Below are 20,993 nucleotides of genomic sequence, written 5' to 3'. Positions count from 1 at the left end.
TAAAAATGAATTTATATTCAATAATGAGAGTAAAAAAATACACCGTCAACTTGCGGTATATATTGAATACGAATTCGATATTATAAATCAAGGTGATTTTATAATCAACAATAAATCTATATACTCTTTGTCTATGGAACTGGTATACTTTTACTGTTGGACAATATAAGTTGTATTTTGCTTGGAGGTTGCTATGAAAGACTTATCAAAATATTTAAAAGTTGCCTTGGTCCAGGCTTCCCCAGTTATGTTTGATAAGAATTCCACTATCGAAAAGGTTTGTGGACAAATTAGAGAAGCTGGCGCGAATGGAGCAGAATTGATTATATTTCCTGAGTCTATTATTCCTTGTTATCCGTATGGATTGACATATGGATTTACCGTCGGTTCACGAACGGAAGCTTGTCGAGATGACTGGAAAATCTATTATGACAATGCACTCCTCTGCCCTAGTGGAGATACTGATAAGATAGGTGCTGCAGCAAAAGAGGCACGTGCCTATGTTAGCATAGGCTATACCGAGCGGGACTATAATAATGGTTCATTGTACTGTTCCAATATGATTTTCTCCCCGGAAGGAGACCTGCTGTGTAATCATCGGAAGTTGAAGCCTACAGGTACAGAACGAGTGATTTGGGCAGATGCCAACAAGGATTATTTTCCTGTAGTTGATACGCCATGGGGGAAAATGGGAGCTTTGATTTGCTGGGAAAACTATATGCCTCTCGCTCGTGTAGCACTTTATCAGAAGGGGGTTTCATTATATCTATGCCCCAATACTAACAATAATCCTGAATGGCATAGTACTATTAAGCACATTGCTATTGAGGGCAAATGTTATGTTTTTCATGTTAATCAGTATTTTACAAAAGAAATGTATCCTGTTGGATACCATGGCCCTGCTGCTGAAATTGAAAAGCTGCCTGATACACCCTGTAATGGAGGCTCTGCCATTATCGATCCTTACGGTCACTATGTTACTGAACCTGTTTGGGATAAAGAATGCATCATTTATGCCGACATTAATCCCGATGAGTCTGCAAGGGCTAGAATGGAATTTGATGTCTGCGGCCACTATTCGAGGCCAGATGTTACAGAATTAATAGTTCATGAAAAATAAATGTTTATAATTGAAGTGTGGGATGGGAGAGATTGTTTTGACATACCAGAGTCGGCGGCCTTATAAACGGATTCGAAATTTTTTCCTTCCGTTTACAATTGTTTTTTTAGCATTGGGTGCTCTTGCATATCTGGTGTCCTTTAATCTGCTTCGTCCGTTGGCATGGTCAGCCATATTGTCGTTTTTTGTTTATCCTTTTTATAAAATTATTCACGGAAAATTATTTAAGGGGAAATACCCTAACGTTGCAGCTGTCCTATCCACAGCGATTCTCATTCTTCTTATAGTTGTACCAGCCATCTTTGTAGGCGTTACACTGGCTAGGGAAGGAATACGAATATATGGACATCTCGCCTCGATTTTGTCAAAGGTGAACATTGAACAAGGCAAAGGACTGATGAATCTTTTCTTCCCTGAAATAATTGCCAATAGAATACGTCCTTTCTTAGAGGATTATCCCTTCTTAGTCAATGTCATAGAACAGATTGGGTCATGGATTGCCTCCACGTTAGCAGATACCTCCAGATCTTTTTTGGGAGATTCTATACGTATCCTTTATCAACTTATAGTTATTGTTGTGGCTTCTTTCTTCATGATTAGAGACGGACACGTTATTCTAGACTATGTAAATGATATTGTGCCTCTTCCTTTAAAAGAAAAAGAAGCTTTTTTCAATAGGGCAAAGCAAATTCTACAAGCGGTTATTTATGGCATCACCCTTACCGCCGGTATTCAGGGTGTTCTCGGAGCTCTGGGATGGTGGTATGTAGGACTCCCTAGCCCTGCACTTTTTGGCGCAATTATGGCATTGCTGGCAATGATACCCTTTATTGGTACACCACTTATTTGGGGGCCGGGAGCTATATATCTTTTTTACAATGGGCAGATAAAAGAAGCTCTTATTCTTTCAATCTGGGGACTTACCATTGTGAGTATGGTCGATAATTTTATTCGTCCCATATTTATTTCTGGCGGAGGAAAAGCTCACGTACTTATTATTTTTATAGGTGTTGTCGGGGGTTTAGCATCTTGGGGTTTTCTCGGATTGTTCTTGGGGCCTTTGATCATAAGCCTTTTTGTCTTTTTGCTTGATAGCTATAGAAATATCTGGAAGGGCTACATACGAGAATACAGCGTGAAAACAAGTCCGATTGAGACTCCTTCAGATCGGGCGAAAGAGTGACTTGATATGGCTTTTATTTTTACTGTCGCTGGGATAAAAAACAGTGGTAAAACAAGCCTTTGCCTTTTATTGCTTGAATATCTAAAGGAAGCTGATGCTAAAGTTACTTATGTCAAACACTCTCATGAAAAAGTTTTATCATCATGCCATACAGATACGGGAAAAGCTTTATTATACGATATCCCGGTGCTTTATTGGGGTGTTGATGGTTATCGATATGAAAAAGCAGGAGACTTGCCCCTTGAAAAAATACAGTATAATATAGAGCCTGATCTTGACATTCTTCTAATTGAAGGGGGAAAATCTTTCTCCTACCCGAAGGTTTGGATAGGAGAACCTGAAGATTGTCCTTCAGATATTTTGGGAGTTGTTGCTTTTTACAGTTTGAATTCAAAGAGAGAAAAAGAGACGAAATGTTCAAGACAAATATTTTATGTTGGAGAAGAAAAATTTTTGGCGGAATATATTCTTTCATTATCTCGTAAGGCAAATCCCAATAAACTTACTCTGACTGTAGAAGGGGAGTATATACATTTAAAACCTTTTGTAGCGGAGTTTATCGAGGGTGGCATAAAGGGCATGCTCTCTTCTTTGAAGAAAATAGGAAAATTAAATGGAAATATTGAAATATTTATAAAGAAAGACAAAAGGAAATAGGTTTTATCACTTGTCTTTACTATCTCTCCTTACTATAATTGACTGAGTTTTTGGCCGTAGTTGCCCGCCTATTGAGGCGGGCTGTCTTTTTCAAGTTTTTATGAATTAAAGGGAGGTTTCTTTGTATGGATTCTCAGGCGTTTTGGATCGTAGTAGGATCTGGAGTTCTGGCTCTCGTTTACGCTTTCTTTGCATATAGCAAAATTAAAGCGTTTGAAGTCAAAAACGAAAGAGTTAATGAACTTTCAGAAATCATTCATGGTGGGGCAATGGCTTTCCTTTCGAGGGAGTATCGTTGGTTGTTCCCTTTCGCAATACTTGTTGGAGCTCTTCTTGGCTTTAAAATCGGCATGGGGACAGCTGTTTCTTTCTTAGTAGGTGCTCTCTTCAGTGCTATCGCTGGATATATTGGCATGACAGTTGCCACACGCTCTAATGGAAGAACTTCTTATGCTGCCACTCATGGAATGAATGAGGCTCTTGGTGTCGCTTTCCGTGGCGGAAGCGTTATGGGGATGTCTGTTGTCGGTCTTGGTGTTCTTGGAATAATGCTTTGCTACGTTCTTTTCAAGGATCCCAACATCATAACAGGTTTTGGTTTCGGAGCAAGCTCCATTGCTCTTTTCGCTCGTGTTGGTGGAGGCATTTATACTAAAGCTGCCGATGTGGGAGCTGACTTGGTTGGTAAAGTTGAAGCCGGAATTCCTGAAGACGACCCACGTAATCCAGCTGTTATTGCCGATAACGTTGGTGATAACGTTGGAGATATTGCCGGAATGGGTGCCGACCTTTTTGAATCATATGTAAATTCGATTATTGCAGCTATGGCTATTGGTTTGACCGTTTTTGGAGGTCGTGGCATTTACTATCCCCTTCTTCTGGCTGGTTTAGGAATTGTTTCAGCCATTATCGGAACGATGTTTGTCCGTGTTAAAGAAGGCGGCAATGCACAGGTTGCTCTCAGAATAGGTACCTTTGTAACAGGCGGAGTTATGATTGCAGGCTCTTTCTTTGTAACCAAAGCTGTTTTGGGAGACTTAACTCTTTTCTGGGCTGTTCTTTCCGGAGTGGCTGTGGGAGTTCTCATTGGTTATGTGACTGAAATTTATACGTCTGGAGACTATAATTCTGTTAAGCAGATCGCCAAATCCTCAGAGACAGGACCAGCTACTGTTATTCTTTCCGGTATAGCTGTGGGAATGAAATCCACTGTTATACCTGTTATACTGATCTGTGTTGCTTCTCTTGTTGGTTATAAATTTGGAGGCCTCTTCGGTATTGCATGTGCAGCCGTTGGTATGCTTTCAATCACTGGAATGACACTGAGCGTTGATGCTTACGGACCTATCGCTGATAACGCTGGTGGAATCGCAGAAATGAGTCACCTTCCTCATGAAGTTCGCGAAATTACCGATAAACTTGACGCCGTAGGGAATACTACAGCTGCTATGGGTAAAGGTTTGGCCATTGGTTCCGCAGCTCTTACAGCGTTAGCTCTTTTTGCTGCATATGCGCATGCTGTTAATCTTGATGCCATTGACTTAAAAGATCCTCAGGTTATGGTGGGGTTGTTCATCGGAGGCATGTTACCTTTCCTTTTCAGCGCTTTGACAATTCAGGCTGTTGGACGAGCTGCTCAATCCATGATTGATGAAGTCCGAAGACAGTTCCGTGAGATTCCAGGCATTATGGAGGGAACAGGACGCCCAGAGTATGAGCGATGTGTTGATATTTCAACTGGCGCTGCTTTGAAAGAAATGGTTATTCCTGGTCTTTTGGCTGTCATTACCCCTATTCTTGTTGGATTGATTCTTGGTCCTGAAGCATTGGGTGGTCTTCTCGGAGGATCTATCGTTACCGGTGTTATGATGGCTATCTTCATGTCAAACTCGGGTGGTGCGTGGGATAACGCCAAAAAGTACATAGAAGAAGGAAACTTCGGCGGTAAGGGAACAAGTAATCACGCTGCTGCAGTTGTAGGAGACACAGTGGGAGATCCTTTCAAAGATACGTCTGGTCCAAGCTTGAATATTTTGATTAAGTTGATGTCAGTCGTAGCTTTGGTTTTAGCTCCTCTCTTCATGTAAGTTAGGTAAAGTTTATTGTAAAGATTGTATTTTCTGAGGGGAAGGATTGATATCCTTCCCCTTTTTTCTTATGCTGTATTAAGTGGAGGTGATCTCAGGTGGGTGAGGATGCAGTTCGTCTTATAAAAGAACGACTTGATATTGTTGATGTTGTAGGCGACTATGTTCGTCTTCATAAGACAGGCAAAAACTTTAAAGGCTTGTGTCCCTTCCATCAAGAAAAGACCCCTTCTTTTATAGTCTCTCCTGATCGGCAGACTTTTCACTGTTTTGGATGTGGAGAAGGCGGAGACATTTTTTCGTTTATTATGAAAATTGAAGGACTAGACTTTAGAGAAGCTCTAGAAATTCTTGCTCGCAAGGCTGGAGTGACTCTTTCTGTTCCTTCTGTGTCTGGGAAAAGTGAGGACAAACGTTCTTTATTTGATATTATGGAGCTCTCTTTACTATTTTATCGTACAGCTTTGAAAGAGCCTGGTGGACGTATAGCATTGCATTATCTCAATAAGAGAGATATAACGCCAGAAGATGCACCAATGTTTGAGTTAGGTTGGGCTCCATCTTCATGGGATTCATTATGGAGCCATTTGAAAAAAGAAAAAACCTCTCTAAAAGAAGCATTGGATTGTGGACTTGTCATAGAGGGAACAAAAGGAGTATATGATCGTTTTAGGGGTAGAATTATTTTTCCTATCCGCGACGTTTCAGGAAAACTTCTTGCTTTTGGCGGAAGAGTTACAGATGGAGATGGAGCAAAATATATTAATAGCCCAGAAGGACTTTTATACAGTAAGCGTCAAAATCTCTATTTATTACACGTAGCTAAACAAGAGATTCGAGAAAAGAAGCGAGCGATTCTTGTTGAAGGATATATGGATGCAATCCGATTGCATCTTTCAGGATATAAAGAAACTATTGCGTCCTTAGGTACAGCCTTGACAGAAGATCAGGCGCGCCTATTAAAACGCTTTACGGATCTTTGCTTTATTTGTTACGATTCAGATACAGCTGGACAAGAGGCTACAGTACGGAGTATGTATGTTTTGCAGCAATGTGGCTTGGATGTTCGCGTCGTTGGATTGCCTTCAGGAAAAGATCCAGATGATTTGCTTTCCCATGAAGATGGAAAGGCTCTGTTCAATAAATCGCTGAACAGAGCGTTGCCTTTAGTCCTTTTCCACCTTTCTTTGCGACAATCGCAACTTGAAAATCCTCAGACAAGAAGAACTGCCGTTGAAGATTTACTTCAAGGATTTGCTCAGCTGAATCCTATCGATATTGCGCCTTATGTTCCGAGAGTAAGTGCTGTTTTAGGAGTTCTTCCTCACGAATTGCAGCTTCAGCTTGACTCTCTGCGTGTGGCAAGAAACGTGTCAAAATCAAATGTGTCAGAGCACAGAGACGGAGATGCTCAAAAAGAGGAACATAATGCTTTAAATGAAACTATTGACCCTCTTGAGGCGGCACTCGTATATTGTCTTTGGAATAACCCCGTGCGGCGTCGAACAGTTGACCCTGATGAAGTTTTTCTGCTTATAGATAATGAAGGGCTTAAGGGTATGATAGCAGCTCTTTTCTCTGGGCAATCTCCAGAAAAGCTAGAAGAGCATTGGCGTAATTTGAGTGAAACACTCCCATTTAGAATTTTGGCTTCTGGAGGGGCTTTTTGTGACTCTTTCAGTGAAGAAGAAGAGTGTTGGAAAGCTGTTTCAGAAGCATTGCATAGAAGAAAGTCAGAAAATGTTTTTAAAAGAATTGAGAAAAGGATGTTGCAAGGTAAAGCAACGAGAGAAGAGCTAGAAGAGTATAGTAAAATTGCCAAAAATTTGAAAGCTCGCTAATACAAATTTTTGTTATACTTAATCTAGATTTGTGTATGGAGGAACAATGTGAGACTTGATAAATATTTGAAAGAGTCAAGGTTAGTAAAAAGGAGAGTCGTGGCTCAGGAGATGGTAGAAGTAGGAGCCGTGCGCCTCAATGGTCGCCAATGTCGTTCTTCCGCTCAGGTTCGGATGGGAGACACTGTAGAAATAGCCTACCCAACACGTGTTCTCACGATAAAAGTTTTAATTGACGACGAAAAGATGATAAGAAGAAAAGAGTCAATACCTTACGAGTTGCAAGAGGAACGTCGTGTTAAATCTGATGAAAAGCCGTGGTAAACGGAATTTTTTGAATTGGAGATGATAGGGATGGGTATCATAGCGGGTGTTTATGGAAGAGAAATTCTTGATTCACGAGGAAATCCTACAGTAGAGGTAGAGGTTTGGCTTGATAACGGCATTATAGCAACAGCTGCGGTACCCTCCGGAGCTTCTACAGGTACTCATGAAGCTTTGGAATTGCGGGATGGTGGAAACCGCTATATGGGTAAGGGGGTATTGACGGCTGTCGGAAATATAAACGATAAAATTGGGCCGGAACTTGTGGGGAGTGATCCTTCAGAGCAGGCTTCCATTGATATGGCGTTATTAGAAATAGATGGAACAGATAACAAATCAAATTTGGGAGCCAATGCTATCCTTGGAGTTTCAATGGCTGTCGCACGAGCAGCAGCCGAAGATCATGGCCTTCCACTTTGGGCTTATTTGGGAGGAATTAGACCATATCTTTTGCCTACCCCAATGATGAACGTAATCAATGGCGGTGCTCATGCCGATAATAATCTTGATATACAGGAATTCATGATTGTTCCCCATGGAGCGAGTTCTTTTGCAGAAGCCCTTCGTATGGCAGCAGAGACCTACCATTCTTTGAAAAAGACGCTTAAGACTCGTGGATACAGTACGGCAATTGGTGATGAAGGTGGCTTTGCTCCCAACTTGCAAAGCAATAGAGAGGCCATCGATTTGATCCTTGAAGCTGTAGAAAAAGCTGGTTATACTCCTGGTGATCAGATAAGTTTAGCCCTTGATGTTGCTGCTTCTGAGATATACAAAGATGGTAAATATGAGTTTGCCGGTGAAGGAAGAACTCTGGATACAGGCGATATAATTTCGTATTATACTGATCTCTGCAAAGCATATCCAGTTGTTTCTATTGAAGATGGAATGGCTGAAGACGATTGGAAGGGGTGGGCGTCTCTGACTCATGCATTAGGAACGTCTGTGCAATTGGTTGGAGATGATATCTTTGTTACGAATCCAGAGCGGTTGCAAGAAGGGTTTAATCAGAAAGTTGCCAACTCTATACTGATTAAATTGAATCAAATAGGGACGGTAAGTGAAACAATGAATGTTATTGATATGGCTGTACGTCATGGATATAGCACCGTTATTTCCCACCGGTCTGGAGAGACGGATGACACGTTTATTAGTGATCTGGCCGTTGCTGTAGCAGCAGGTCAAATTAAGAGCGGAGCTCCAGCACGTATTGACAGAGTAGCAAAATATAACCAACTCCTTCGCATAGAGGAAGAAATAGAAGGATTTGGAACTGGCTATGCGGGGCTGTCTCGTTTCAAAATTTCATAGTCAGAGGGCCGCACATATTTTGAGAGAAGATTGAAGGACGTGAAAAAATGAAAATTGCTGAACCTACAGTTGAAAGGCTTGTTCAATATCATCGATTATTAGAGCAGCTTTATCATGAAGGTCAGAAGGTAGTTTCTTCCCAAGAAATAGGAGAGATGCTTGCTTTTAAAGCGAGTCAGGTAAGAAAAGATCTTTCTTATTTCGGTGAAATTGGAAAAAGGGGGGTGGGTTATCACGTAGAGAAACTGTATAGACATGTTGATGAAATACTTGCTTCTCCGCGAAAATGGCCTATAGCCCTTGTGGGGGTCGGACGTCTGGGCGAAGCCCTTCTCGGGCATAAAGCTTTCAAAAGCTCAAAATTTGATATTAAAGTGCTTTTTGACGTAGATCCTGAAAAAGTAGGGAAAAGAGTTGCTGGTATTCCTTGCTATCACATGGATGACATATATGATGTCATGAAGAAGAATGGTATTGAAGTTATTATTTTGACGGTACCATCATCCGTGGCTCAGGAATGTGTTGATAAAATAGTTTCTGTCGGCACTGTAAAAGGGATTCTTAACTTTTCTCCCTTGGCTATTGTTGCCCCTGATAGTGTGCTTGTTTATAGTGTAGATATATCTGTAGAGCTCGAAAAATTACTTTTTTATCTCAAACATAGAGAAGAGTAATAATAAACCCTTTTATGGATTTGATATTCTGCTAGAATATCACTGTTGAACTCAAAGGGATGAATTTAGAAGAGGAGGCGTTTTATTTGAATCAGCAGTGTGGTCAGACAACAGGAGCTGGTGGAGCGCAAGGTGGTCTTTTGGGGATGCTTTTCCCTCTCGTAATATTTGTGCTTATTTTTTATTTCTTTATCATTAGGCCGCAAAAGAAACGTCAAAAGCAGCATGATGATCTTTTGGCAGCCCTGACTCGTGGCGATCAGGTTATAACTGCAGGTGGCTTTTTTGGTACAGTTCGCGAAGTGAAAGATGACAGCATAATTCTTGAAATAGCAGACGGTGTGAAGGTTCGTATTCTCAAATCTTCTATCATCAATAAGAGATCTGCAGCAGCTGAGCCAGCAGTAAGCAATGAAAAAGCTACTTCCGAGGCTCCTTCTGAAGAAGAGACAAAGGAAGATGAAGAGAAGTAGGTTAACTCTTATATTATAGTGTAAATGGAGTGGATACTCTGAGTGTCCGCTCCTTTTTCTATGATTTTGTTCAATGTTAAAGTTTTTGGAACTTAAGGTTTAGGGAGGTTAAAGTCATGTTGAAGAAAGACCGATGGCGGCTTGTCTTAGTTGCAGTGGTAATTGTTGCCGCCCTGCTCTCTGTCTTTCCTATAAAAGGAAAGATAAATTTAGGTCTTGACTTGAAAGGCGGAGCGCATATTGTTCTCCAGGCAAAGTCTGTGCCAGGTAGTGTCCTTACTGACGATAGTATAGAACGGCTATTGGCTGTTTTAAGAAATCGTATAGATCAGTATGGTGTTGCGGAACCGGTGATTCAGCGAGAGGGACGGGATCGTGTAATAGTCGATTTGCCAGGTGTGGAAGATCCTGAAGCAGCACTTGAGCTTATTGGAAAAACAGCCTTGCTTGAGTTCCGGAAGGTTATCGGTGCAACTCCGGCAGTCCCTCCTGGCCCTGAACGGCCTAATTATGTTAACGACGAAGAATTCAAAACGGCCCAAGAAAGATGGAACGAAGCTAAGAGTGAAATTGAAACATACAAATCTGAACTGGAAAAACAGTCTCAAACTATTGAAGGTGCAATTGTCGCCCAAGATGATGAAGGCAGATATTTTTTGCTTGGTTCAGCTCTTGTAAGCGGGAAACATCTTGTTGATGCCAAGACTCAGTTTGATAATTTGGGGCGGGCAGTTGTTACTCTTGAGTTTAATTCTGAAGGTGCAAAGCTTTTTGAACAGGCGACGGCAGATAATGTAGGGAAACAGATAGCTATTATCCTTGACGGAAATGTAGTTTCTGCGCCTGTGGTTCAAGAGCGTATCAGTGGTGGTAATGCGCAGATTTCAGGACGTTTCTCTGCTACAGAAGCTCAGCGTTTGGCCATAATGCTTCGAGCAGGCGCCCTTCCTGTTCCTGTAGAAGTAATAGAAAACCGATCTGTTGGACCCAGCCTCGGAGCAGATTCTGTCAGATCTGGACTTAAAGCGGGACTTATTGGTACTTTGCTTGTTTTGGGCTTTATGTTGCTTTACTATAGAAGTCTTGGTTTAGCAGCCGATGTTGCGCTTGGTGTATGTATCCTTCTTGTCTTTGCTGGCCTTATCAGCTTGAAGGCAACTCTGACTTTGCCAGGAATAGCCGGTATTATTTTGACTATCGGAATGGCAGTAGATGGAAACATCTTGATTTATGAAAGAGTAAAAGAAGAGTCTGAAATGGGTAAAACGCCTAGTGCTGCAATTGATGCAGGATTTAAAAAAGCGTTAACAACCATTCTTGATGCCAACGTTACTACTCTTATAGCGGCAGGAGTTCTCTATTATTTTGGAAGTGGTCCTGTTCGAGGGTTTGCTGTTACGTTAAGCATAGGGATTTTAGCGAGCGTTTTCAGCGCAGTTATTGTCACCCGTGTTTTGCTCCAGGCTCTCATGAGTGGTTCTAAAGCTTCTTTTTCTAGTCACCGTTCATAGGCGAGGGGGGTTTGCACATGTTCAATAAAAAGTTTTCTTTTCAACTTATGAAGCATCGGCGACAAGCGCTCCTTCTTAGCCTGGTACTTATTGTAGTGAGCCTTGGACTCCTTTTAGTGAAGGGACTTAATCTGGGTATAGACTTCACAGGAGGTAACGTTGTTCAAGTAGAGTTTAGTTCTCCTGTCCCAGTAGGGGATGTTCGTAATGTTTTGGCAGGAGTCGGCCAAAAACAGGCTGTTATTCAGGCTTATAGCGATCGCGGAGTTATTATTCGAGTTAATGCCGATACAGAGGAATCTCGCAAAGAAGTTATCCAGTCACTTAAAGATAAATATCAGGACATGGAAGTGCTTCGATTCGAGAAGGTAGGACCAGTTGTTGGCGAAAAATTGCGCCGCGAAGCGTTAATTGCTGTGGGACTTGCCCTTTTGGGAATTTTAGCGTATATAACAGTTCGCTTCCGGTTTAGATTTGCCGTAGTTAGCGTTGCTGCACTAATTCATGACTCTATTATTACATTGGGTGTATTCAGTCTTACTGGTCGAGAGATTAGTTTGCCTTTCATCGCTGCTATTTTAACTATTGTCGGTTATTCTCTTAATGATACAATAGTCGTACTTGATAGAGTACGTGAAAATTGGAAGTATTTGAGACAAGAGGGAATTGCCAACTTGCTTGATATGTCTATCAATCAAACTCTGTCAAGAACGATCAATACATCTTTGACAACGTTCCTACCTGTACTTGCCCTTTTCATTTGGGGTGGACCGGTTATAGCTAATTTCTCTTTAGCTTTGCTTGTTGGTATCGTCGTAGGAACATATAGTTCGATTTATGTGGCAGGCTCTCTATTAACGGAATGGTATTTAAAAGATACTAACAAAAAATAATGTAATTTTCTCTTATTTGTAATAGAGGATCCCAGGGGGCGAAAGAACTTTCTTTCTTGCCCCCTGTTTTTTTAACATGTTTTATATTTGCTTTACTTAATGCAAATACTCTATTAAAATGAAAAAAATTCGCCTTTTCGAAAAAAAGTAAATGGTCAAGGTCAAAATCACTTAAAGGAGATGATGAAAGTGGCCATTTCAATGATCGATAAAGCTAAAGGGCATTTTTCCCAAAAAGCTATCGAAAAAGCTGCATTAATGCTTCGGAAAGGGGATGATAGACAACTAGCATCTCTTTTCAGAGCAATTGCAAGTATTGCTCCTGCGCGGTATCATCGAGAAACTTTTAAACAGCTTTCAGACATGGTTCTACAGAATGATCCCTTTGTGGGGGTTGTTCGTCGAATTGCCCTGGAACTCAATCCTCACTGCCTTTCCAAATTTATTCAAAATCTTGTTGTTAACTTTATGGTCCTTGGCAGAGGCATCCGTGACAAAAAAGAGAAAGAGTATAATGTCCATTTGCCTAATTTCATGGTTATTAGCCCTACAATGAAATGTAACCTTCATTGCAAGGGATGTTATGCTGCCGAATATGACACAAGTAATGAACTTACATTTGGAGAACTTGATAAGCTTCTTACCGATGCAAAAGAGCTGGGCATGTACTTTTTTACATTTTCTGGAGGAGAAGCTTTTTTCCGCAATGATTTGCTTGATTTGTGGGAAAAACATGACGATTGTTACTTCCAGGTCTATACAAATGGAACACTTCTCGATGATACAATGGTGCAACGACTTGTTGATTTGGGTAATGTTATGCCCATGATTTCTGTGGAAGGAAGTCGAGAACTCACTGATTTACGACGTGGTCAGGGAATATATGATAAGGTGATAGCTGCTTATCGTCGACTTAACGAAGCCGGAGTAATGTTCGGATTTAGTGCTACATATACGCGTAATACAGCGGATTATATGTCGAGCGATGAATTTATTAAGACGATGATAGACAGAGGTTGTAAAATAGGATGGTTTTTTCAATACGTTCCAATAGGGGAAAATCCCGACTTGACGTACATGTCGACACCTAAGCAGCGTTCAATGTTACATAAAAAGGTTGAAGAGTGGCGCCATAGTGGAGAATTTCCAATCTTCATAGGTGATTTTTGGAATGACGGGCCATATGTTGATGGGTGTATGGCTGCTGGAGAGCGTTATTGGCATGTGATTTCTGATGGAAGCGTTGAGCCATGTGTTTTTGCTCCCTTTGCAGTTGATAATATTAGGGAAAAATCTCTTGTGGAGATTGCAGGAAGTCCATTCTTCACGTATATTCGTAACCAACTTCCATACGATGGAGATGATAACCTTCTTCGTCCGTGTATGATTTTGGATCATCCAGAAGTGCTACGAGATGCTGTCAAAAAATTTGGAGCAAGGCCGTGTCACGAAGGGTTAGAAAAAATACTTTCTGGTAGCATTCCTCGCGCTCTTGATGAATATGCACGTGAAATGAAAGAGATTTATGATCCATTGTGGAAGCATGGAGAAAAAGAAAAGTATCTGAAGAGCCTCGAAAAAGAAGATAAAAAAGAGTGGCTCGAAAGGATGAATCTACCAGCCGGCTCTCGTCGTTAGTGGGTAGTCGGATCCTGAGGAGGGAGTCACATGAGGAGTTACGCTTTAGCTGTGGGACTTGCAATGATGTTATCTGCGGTTTTTGCTTTTCAGAATACAGGGGAGATTACTGTCAAGTTTTTAATATGGACTCGTCAGGTTCCTCAAGGTATTTGGGAGGTAGCTGTTTTTGCAGGAGGCTGCGTTCTCATGTGGCTTGTTTCCATGTCTGCAGCTCTCGAATCACGAGTAAAGTATAAGAAACAGATTCGTGAGTTAGAAGGCAAGGTAAAAAAGATGGAAGAGGAACGCATGTCGTTGCTTAATGCTATGAATGCTACGGCAGCGGTATCTTCTTCAACCGTAGAAAAAGTGCAAACGCATGCAGAAACTGAAATAGTAGAACCAGACTTTACGCAAAGAGAGGAAAATGACAAACAGTGACATCTTTTTGTTCAAGATCGAAACTTAAAGTGGCAGTGCCGGCAACAACAAGTTACAGCATTGCCAATGAATTAAATTGTTCGCCTCTCGTTGCTGCTCTTTTAGATATGCAAGGAAGATTTTCTCTTCACGATATAGACAAGGCTCGGGCCTGGCTTCGTCCGAGCCTTGATTTCTTAACGTCTTCCTGTTTTCTTGGTGAAGCGGCAAAAGTGGTGGCGGATAAATGGCGAAGTCTTTCTTCATTGGGCAATGTTGTTGTCTATGGTGATTATGATGTGGATGGAGTTTCATCCACAACTTTAGCAATGGAATTATGTCAAAGGCAAGCAACAGGAGTCAGATATTATATTCCTCACAGGCATTTTGAAGGGTATGGGCTTCATCAAGACGTTGTTCAACAACTTCTTGGAGCAGGGTGTGATACCCTTGTTATTGTTGATTGTGGTACAAAAGATAAAGATATCTTACAAGCGGCTCGTAAAGAGGGGATGAATGTTTTTGTTTTTGATCATCACCTACCAGACAGAGATGAAATTCCTGACTCTTTTGTCGTTAATCCACAAATAGATGGCGATAATGAGGCTCGTCGGCTTTGTGCAACAGCTGTATTATGGATGTGGGCCTATCAGTTTGAAATTATGCCGCGTAGGTGGCTGCTAGATCGTCTTGATTTAGTAGCTTTGTCCACCGTCGCTGATTGTATGCCTCTTGAAATTTTAAACAGAGCTTTGGTAAAGGAAGGCATTCAGAAAATTCGTTTTTCCAGCCGGATTGGATTGGAGCAGCTTATTAGAAAATTAGGGCTTTCCCAGCGTTTCATTAATGAAGAACATCTTGCCATGAAAGTTATACCTTGTCTTAATGCTGCTGGTCGCCTTTCTTATGCAGATCTCGCAGTAAAAGTTTTAATTGGTGAAGATAACATTGATAGTCGCGTGGAGGAACTTATTTCAATAAATAGAAAGAGACAAAACCTTTCAACACGAATAACCAAAGAGGCTGCGAAAGTTGTCGATGAAGATTCGAAACATGTTCTTTTTGAAGAATCTTGGCCAGTCGGTGTTTTGAGTGGTGTAGCGAGTCGCCTATGTTCTGAAAAGAATGCTCCTGTAGTCTTGGCGGCACCTGTACGAGACTGGATCCGAGGAACATTGCGTATGCCAGACGGCGGAAATGCTGTACATGTTCTTGATTGTCTTGCTGGGCAACTTGAGGCTTGGGGTGGGCATAAGCAAGCAGCAGGTTTTTCTGTGACCAAAGATAATTGGGAGAAGCTTAAAGTGGATTTAGAGCAAATACTTTCTAGTGTAAAATATGAAGAGCCTGAAATATCTGCATTAGCCTTACATCCTTCACGAATCACCTTTGAGGATTGGAATGCTGCGTTGCCTCTTGGTCCCTTTGGAATGGGGAATCCTTGTCCGTTGCTTTTTTGCGAAAGACAGGGAGATGAGCAAGTTATTCCATTGGGAAAAACAGGCATTCATGCAAAGATACAATGTGGTTCAGAGTCTCTCGTTGCTTTTAACAGTGTGGAAATGCTTCAGTCTATACCTTCGTCTAAAATTGAGGGCTGGGTCTACCATCCGAGTATTAATTATTGGCGTGGGCAAGCCCATCTTCAGTTTATGCTCGATTATATTGTTGTAGACTCTTGATTTGAAAGGTGACCGAGCCATGGTAGAGATACATACTGATTCTTTGGAATATGAAATAGATCCAATTGATCCTAGTGAGCAAGAACGTCATCTTAAGAGCTTGGGACTTGATAAGAAGACGTTGGGGAAGTTGCGTGATAGCTACATTGGCCGAATTCCAGAGACCGAAAGAACTATTTCTGTTAAATTTGCTTGGCACGAATTATGGTCGAAGGTCACTTATTATTTAACAAAGGAAGAGTTAAAAAAATTAGGCGAAGCTTTCGTTATTGCAGCGGAAGCTCATGGTGAGCAAAAACGTTCAAGTGGCGATCCATATGTGGTACATAGTATTAATGTGGCTTCAATACTGGCAGATATGCAGCTTGATGTTGTAACGCTTATTGCAGCTCTTCTCCATGATGTTCTTGAAGACACGGCTCTTTCTGCCGAAAAAGTGAAGTCAACCTTCGGGGAAGAAGTCGTTACCCTTGTTGATGGCGTTACTAAATTAGGAAAACTGCCTTTTAAATCTTTTGAAGATTATCAAGCTGAAAATCTTCGAAAAATGTTTGTTGTTATGGCCAAGGATATTCGTGTTGTTCTTATCAAATTGGCAGACAGGCTTCATAATATGCGAACGCTAGGGGCTCTTCGCAAAGATAAACAGTTACGAATAGCAAAGGAAACGCTGGAAATATATGCTCCTTTAGCTCACCGCTTGGGAATATATCAAGTTAAACGAGGCTTAGAAGATTTGGCCTTTAAATATTCCGATCCTGATATGTATTATGAAATACGTCGTCGAGTTCGAAAAAAATTACCTGAGCGAGAAGCTATTATTAAAAAAGCAATAGAAATCCTCCAGGAACGACTAAAACAAGAAAATATTCACTTCAGAGTTAAAGGCCGCGCTAAGCATTTTTATAGCATATATGAAAAAATGAACCGTAAAAAGCTTTCTGTTGAACAGCTATACGATCTTTTGGCTTTGAGAGTTGTCGTAGACGATGTAGCAACATGTTATTCTGTTTTAGGTATTGTTCATACAATATGGAAACCTATCCCCGGACAATTTGACGACTATATAGCTAATCCGAAAACAAATATGTATCAGTCTCTCCATACAACTGTTGTGGGGCCTATGGGAGAACCGTTAGAGGTTCAAATACGAACATCTGATATGAACAGACTTGCAGAATATGGTATTGCAGCTCACTGGCGATATAAAGAGGGAGGCAATGTCCTCGATGATTTAGATGCTCGTCTGACTTGGATTCGCCAAGCCCTGGAAGGAGATCATGAAGTTGGTCCCTCAGAGTTTTTAGAGCGTTTGAAAGAAGATGTCCTTACATCTGATGTTTTTGTTTTTACGCCCCAGGGAAAGGTCGTTTCACTGCCCAAGGGATCGACGCCTATAGACTTTGCATATGCGATCCATACACAGGTGGGTAACCGATGTGTAGGAGCTATGGTTAACAATAGAATTGTTTCGCTGACTTACGAGGTGAAGAATGGAGATATAGTAAAAATTATTACATCTCCCCAGGGAACACCTTCTCGTGATTGGCTAAAAATGGCTAGAAGTGGAAAAGCGAAGAGTAAAATACGTTCATATTTCCGACAGCAGGAAAAAGCGGAACGTCAAGAAAAAATTCAACGCGGATATGAACTTCTTGAACGCGAAATAAAGAGACGGAATGTTGAAGAAATAAATACAGAGTATGAGGAACTCATTCCCCTTCTCAATAAAATAGCCCGTGAAATAGGGCACTCCAATGGGGAAGATATCCTCGTCGCTGTTGGAAACAATACGTTAAATCCTTCAACGCTCATACAGAAACTGATAGGAAAGGCTCAGATTCCTGCATTACCAGAAATACCCGAAGAAGTACCAGTTTCCGGCATAAAGAAAACAGATTCCGATATTATAGTAGAGGGCGCAGAAGGTGTTCAGGTTGTTATAGCAAGCTGTTGTCTTCCGGTTCCAGGAGATGAAATTGTCGGTTATTCTACCCGCACTCGAGGTATTACTGTTCATCGGTTAGGTTGTCCTAACTTACAAGAGGCGGGAGAATCGAGACTTATAAACGTTTCGTGGGGTGCTGGAACGCGAGGGAATTATTACACGACACGATTGAAGCTCGAAGCTATGGACAGATCTGGCCTTTTTACTGATGTAGCTCAGGCTATAATGGCAAGTGATGGAAATATTGTTGGGATCAAGGCTCACGTTGTCGGTGGAACCCTTGCCCGAATGAAGATAGAGATCAGAGTTAGAGACATAGAGCATCTTTACACGGTTGTTGCTAGATTGAATGCGGTTAAGAATGTCATAGAAGTCATCCGGGGGTGAAGGTAAAATATGAGAGCTGTTGTTCAAAGAGTATCATCGGCATCAGTAACCGTGGATGCTGAAAGGGTAAGCAACATAAATAAAGGGCTTCTTGTTTTGTTAGGTGTTTCTGTAAAAGATACAGAGGCCGATGTAGATTGGCTTGTAGAAAAAGTAGTTAATTTAAGAATTTTTGAAGATGAAGATGAGAAGATGAACAGATCTCTTCTTGATGTAAACGGGGAATTGCTTGTTGTTTCTCAGTTTACTCTTTATGGTAACTGCAGAAAAGGAAGGCGCCCTTCTTTCGTTGAAGCGGCTTCCCCCGATGTGGCTGATAAGCTTTATACTATTTTTGTAGAGAAAGCTAGAGAACGAAATGTACCTGTTCAAACGGGAGTATTTCAAACTCATATGATGGTTGAACTTGTAAATGATGGTCCAGTTACGCTCATAATTGATACACCGGAGGGCCTCTAATGAATTATAAGCGCTTTCCCCTGGGAAGTTTATGGACAAATGGTTTCCTCTTTTGGGATAATCAAAAGACTGGTTTTTTTGTTGACCCAGGCGGAGATCCTGCAGATATAATTTCATTCATGCAAGAAAATGATATCCATCTTGAATGGATTCTTTTGACCCATGCTCATATCGATCACATTGGAGGACTTTCCTCTCTTGCCCCTTATGCTTCAAAAGGGGTTGCCGTTTCCCGAGATGACGAGAATCTTTTAAGTGATCCAGATTTGAATCTTTCTCAATGGTTAGGTCTGGATTTTGTTGGATGGAAAGCTTCTCGGTTACTGGAGGATGGCGACAAACTACAAATAGGTGAATTTTCGATATCTGTTATAGCTACTCCTGGGCATACTCCTGGAAGTCTTTGTTTTGCGGTGGATCATAAAGGTGAACTGTTGCTCCTGTCTGGTGATACGCTTTTTGCCAGGAGCGTTGGGAGAACAGATCTTCCCGGAGGAGATGGAGAACTTCTTTCTCGTTCTCTTGAAAAATTAACAACTCTGCCAGATTCAATGCCAGTTCTTCCTGGACACGGGCCAGAAACGACTATTGGGAAGGAAAGAGAGTCAAATCCCTTCTGGCCAGAGAGAAAAAAGTAGTTTTTCGTGAAGTTAAAAGATTTGCCTCCCTCTGAACGCCCAAGAGAGAGGCTTTTTCGAGAGGGAGTTGCTGCACTTTCATTAACAGAACTTTTTGCAGTACTTCTTCGTACAGGCAGTGGAAACAGAGACGTTCTTGAAATGTCGGCAGAGTTATTACATGTGTTGGGTGGATTGAAAGGTATATCACAAGCCTCCATTTCCGAGTTTTACAAAATAAGAGGTATAGGGAAGGCTAAGGTTGCAGTTATTGCAGCTGCCATGGAGTTAGGCAGACGTTTGATGATATACGAAACAGAAACAGAAAGAGAAGGAGAATGCGAAAAATGGGAAAATAAGGTAATCTCTTTGTGTCACCTTCTTTCGCATGAAGATAGAGAAGTAATTGTTTCTTTGTTTCTTGATGATAAGGAAAATATAATATCGAGAGATAGGATATCATATGGAGGTATTGAAGGAGCGTACCTTGATGTAAAATATTTATTTCGAAGGGCTGTTCGCCTTGACGCAAAAGGAATGGTTTTAGTTCATAACCATCCAAATGGTATGTTAGCTCCTAGCAGGGAAGATATATTATTAACTGAGTTTGTAGAGCGGAATCTCAAAGTGCTCGATATAAAATTGATTGGGCATTTTATTGCTGCCGGAGGGGAAAAAATACGGGTTCCCTCGCGGTATACCACATGAAGGTGGGGAGTGTTCAAGTGTTCAGATTTCTTTCTGGTATGTTTGGAACAGACGTTGGTATTGATTTGGGAACGACCAATATCGTTGTATATGTGAAGGGGAAGGGAATTGTAATTAACGAGCCTTCTGCTGTGGCTATCCGTAAGAAAATAAAAGGCGGCGGAAATATAGAAGTTATTGCTGTTGGAAGAGAAGCCAAAGCAATGGCAGGTAAGACGCCAACAGGAGTTTATACGATATGGCCAATGCAGGATGGTGTTATAGCTAACTTTGATATGACAGAGGAATTGATTCGTTATTGTCTTAAAAAAGCAGCAGGCGGAAGTATGGTTTTATCTCATCCTAGAGTAGTCATATCAGTTCCTGCGGAAGTTACGGAAGTTGAGCGAAAGGCCGTTATTGATGCTACATTAGGGGCTGGTGCACGGGAAGCTTATGTTGTTGAAGAGCCTGTTGCTGCAGCAATAGGAGTTGGCCTTCCGATTAAAGAACCGCGAGGAAGCATGATTCTTGATATTGGTGGTGGAACGAGTGAAGTTGCCGTTCTTTCCCTTGGAGGTATAGTGGTTACAAATTCGCTTCGTACTGCAGGGCAGGATATGGACGAAGCCATTATAGCCATGTTACGACAAAAATATGCTCTTCTCATTGGTGAAACGACGGCTGAAGAAGTGAAAATACAGATTGGTTCGGCTCTCCCACTAGAAGAAGAATTGGAGATGGCAGTAAAGGGGCGAGACTTGGCTGATGGTCTTCCTAAAGCTGATGTTGTAACGTCCCCTGAGGTTAGAGAGGCTCTTGAACCTATTATTCGTCGAATTGAAGATATGGTAAAGGTAGCTTTGGAGCAGACACCACCTGAGCTTTCCAAAGATATTGTAGATCAAGGTATAATCCTTTCGGGAGGAGTTTCCCAACTTCGTGGCCTTCCCGAACGCCTTTCGAAATCGTTAAGTACACCCGTTATTGTTGCTGAAGATCCTCTTTTTTCAGTAGCTCAAGGAGTGGGGAAAATACTTGAGAATCTTGATGATATGAAAAAGGTTCTTCTCTCTGTTGAAAAAGGCTCACAGTAATG

Annotated in this window: 19 protein-coding genes; all 19 read left to right on the top strand. The window is 41.4% G+C overall.

Annotation, left to right across the window (positions count from 1 at the left end; translation table 11 throughout):
* The first annotated feature begins 193 nt into the window (after window positions 1-193).
* The 19 genes from RBH88_RS07375 to RBH88_RS07285 all read left to right on the top strand — a co-directional run bounded on the left by RBH88_RS07375 (window position 194) and on the right by RBH88_RS07285 (window position 20,991).
* A complete protein-coding gene (locus tag RBH88_RS07375) occupies window positions 194-1,120 on the top strand; it encodes a carbon-nitrogen hydrolase family protein (RefSeq protein WP_213691184.1) in 927 nt (308 codons plus the stop codon).
* Between the two features lie 37 nt (window positions 1,121-1,157).
* Complete coding sequence (locus tag RBH88_RS07370) at window positions 1,158-2,303, top strand: AI-2E family transporter (protein WP_307879503.1); 1,146 nt, start codon at window positions 1,158-1,160, stop codon at window positions 2,301-2,303.
* A gap of 6 nt (window positions 2,304-2,309) precedes the next feature.
* Complete coding sequence (locus tag RBH88_RS07365; protein ID WP_307879502.1) at window positions 2,310-2,960, top strand: molybdopterin-guanine dinucleotide biosynthesis protein MobB; 651 nt, start codon at window positions 2,310-2,312, stop codon at window positions 2,958-2,960.
* 125 nt (window positions 2,961-3,085) lie between these two features.
* Window positions 3,086-5,047, top strand: coding sequence for a sodium-translocating pyrophosphatase (locus RBH88_RS07360; RefSeq protein WP_307879501.1), 1,962 nt, complete (start codon window positions 3,086-3,088; stop codon window positions 5,045-5,047).
* Between the two features lie 98 nt (window positions 5,048-5,145).
* Window positions 5,146-6,888: a DNA primase gene (dnaG, locus tag RBH88_RS07355; protein ID WP_307879500.1), complete on the top strand. Its 1,743-nt coding sequence runs from the start codon at window positions 5,146-5,148 to the stop codon at window positions 6,886-6,888.
* A 48-nt stretch (window positions 6,889-6,936) separates the two neighbouring features.
* Window positions 6,937-7,212 carry a S4 domain-containing protein gene (locus RBH88_RS07350; RefSeq protein WP_213691789.1) on the top strand — a complete coding sequence of 92 codons (276 nt, stop codon included), beginning with the start codon at window positions 6,937-6,939 and terminating at the stop codon, window positions 7,210-7,212.
* 30 nt (window positions 7,213-7,242) lie between these two features.
* Window positions 7,243-8,523 carry a phosphopyruvate hydratase gene (gene eno, locus RBH88_RS07345; RefSeq protein WP_213691788.1) on the top strand — a complete coding sequence of 427 codons (1,281 nt, stop codon included), beginning with the start codon at window positions 7,243-7,245 and terminating at the stop codon, window positions 8,521-8,523.
* Between the two features lie 47 nt (window positions 8,524-8,570).
* Complete coding sequence (locus RBH88_RS07340; protein ID WP_213691787.1) at window positions 8,571-9,197, top strand: redox-sensing transcriptional repressor Rex; 627 nt, start codon at window positions 8,571-8,573, stop codon at window positions 9,195-9,197.
* Between the two features lie 86 nt (window positions 9,198-9,283).
* Window positions 9,284-9,670: a preprotein translocase subunit YajC gene (gene yajC, locus RBH88_RS07335; RefSeq protein ID WP_307879499.1), complete on the top strand. Its 387-nt coding sequence runs from the start codon at window positions 9,284-9,286 to the stop codon at window positions 9,668-9,670.
* Window positions 9,671-9,786: 116 nt separating this feature from the next.
* Window positions 9,787-11,181, top strand: coding sequence for a protein translocase subunit SecD (secD, locus tag RBH88_RS07330; protein WP_307879498.1), 1,395 nt, complete (start codon window positions 9,787-9,789; stop codon window positions 11,179-11,181).
* 17 nt (window positions 11,182-11,198) lie between these two features.
* A complete protein-coding gene (secF, locus tag RBH88_RS07325; protein WP_213691785.1) occupies window positions 11,199-12,074 on the top strand; it encodes a protein translocase subunit SecF in 876 nt (291 codons plus the stop codon).
* A 189-nt stretch (window positions 12,075-12,263) separates the two neighbouring features.
* Complete coding sequence (locus RBH88_RS07320; protein WP_213691784.1) at window positions 12,264-13,712, top strand: radical SAM protein; 1,449 nt, start codon at window positions 12,264-12,266, stop codon at window positions 13,710-13,712.
* Between the two features lie 30 nt (window positions 13,713-13,742).
* Window positions 13,743-14,135, top strand: a complete 393-nt coding sequence (locus tag RBH88_RS07315) for a lipopolysaccharide assembly LapA domain-containing protein (RefSeq protein WP_213691783.1) — start codon at window positions 13,743-13,745, stop codon at window positions 14,133-14,135.
* The gene (locus RBH88_RS07310) at window positions 14,132-15,796 is read left to right on the top strand and encodes a DHH family phosphoesterase (RefSeq protein WP_307879497.1); all 1,665 of its coding nucleotides are present in this window, start codon (window positions 14,132-14,134) and stop codon (window positions 15,794-15,796) included. Before RBH88_RS07315 ends, RBH88_RS07310 begins: the two co-directional genes overlap by 4 nt.
* A gap of 19 nt (window positions 15,797-15,815) precedes the next feature.
* Window positions 15,816-18,131: a bifunctional (p)ppGpp synthetase/guanosine-3',5'-bis(diphosphate) 3'-pyrophosphohydrolase gene (locus tag RBH88_RS07305; RefSeq protein ID WP_307879496.1), complete on the top strand. Its 2,316-nt coding sequence runs from the start codon at window positions 15,816-15,818 to the stop codon at window positions 18,129-18,131.
* 9 nt (window positions 18,132-18,140) lie between these two features.
* On the top strand, window positions 18,141-18,590 hold the full coding sequence (gene dtd / locus RBH88_RS07300) for a D-aminoacyl-tRNA deacylase (RefSeq protein ID WP_213691637.1): 450 nt from the start codon (window positions 18,141-18,143) through the stop codon (window positions 18,588-18,590).
* Window positions 18,590-19,228, top strand: coding sequence for an MBL fold metallo-hydrolase (locus RBH88_RS07295; protein ID WP_307879495.1), 639 nt, complete (start codon window positions 18,590-18,592; stop codon window positions 19,226-19,228). Before dtd ends, RBH88_RS07295 begins: the two co-directional genes overlap by 1 nt.
* A gap of 6 nt (window positions 19,229-19,234) precedes the next feature.
* Window positions 19,235-19,915 carry a RadC family protein gene (locus RBH88_RS07290; protein ID WP_213691635.1) on the top strand — a complete coding sequence of 227 codons (681 nt, stop codon included), beginning with the start codon at window positions 19,235-19,237 and terminating at the stop codon, window positions 19,913-19,915.
* On the top strand, window positions 19,912-20,991 hold the full coding sequence (locus RBH88_RS07285) for a rod shape-determining protein (protein WP_213691634.1): 1,080 nt from the start codon (window positions 19,912-19,914) through the stop codon (window positions 20,989-20,991). Before RBH88_RS07290 ends, RBH88_RS07285 begins: the two co-directional genes overlap by 4 nt.
* Window positions 20,992-20,993: the final 2 nt, after the last annotated feature.

This window comes from Aminobacterium sp. MB27-C1 (genome assembly GCF_030908405.1).
Lineage (GTDB): Bacteria > Synergistota > Synergistia > Synergistales > Aminobacteriaceae > Aminobacterium.
The sequence above is the reverse complement of the archived record's forward strand: the minus strand, read 5'-3'. Positions and strand labels throughout refer to the sequence as shown.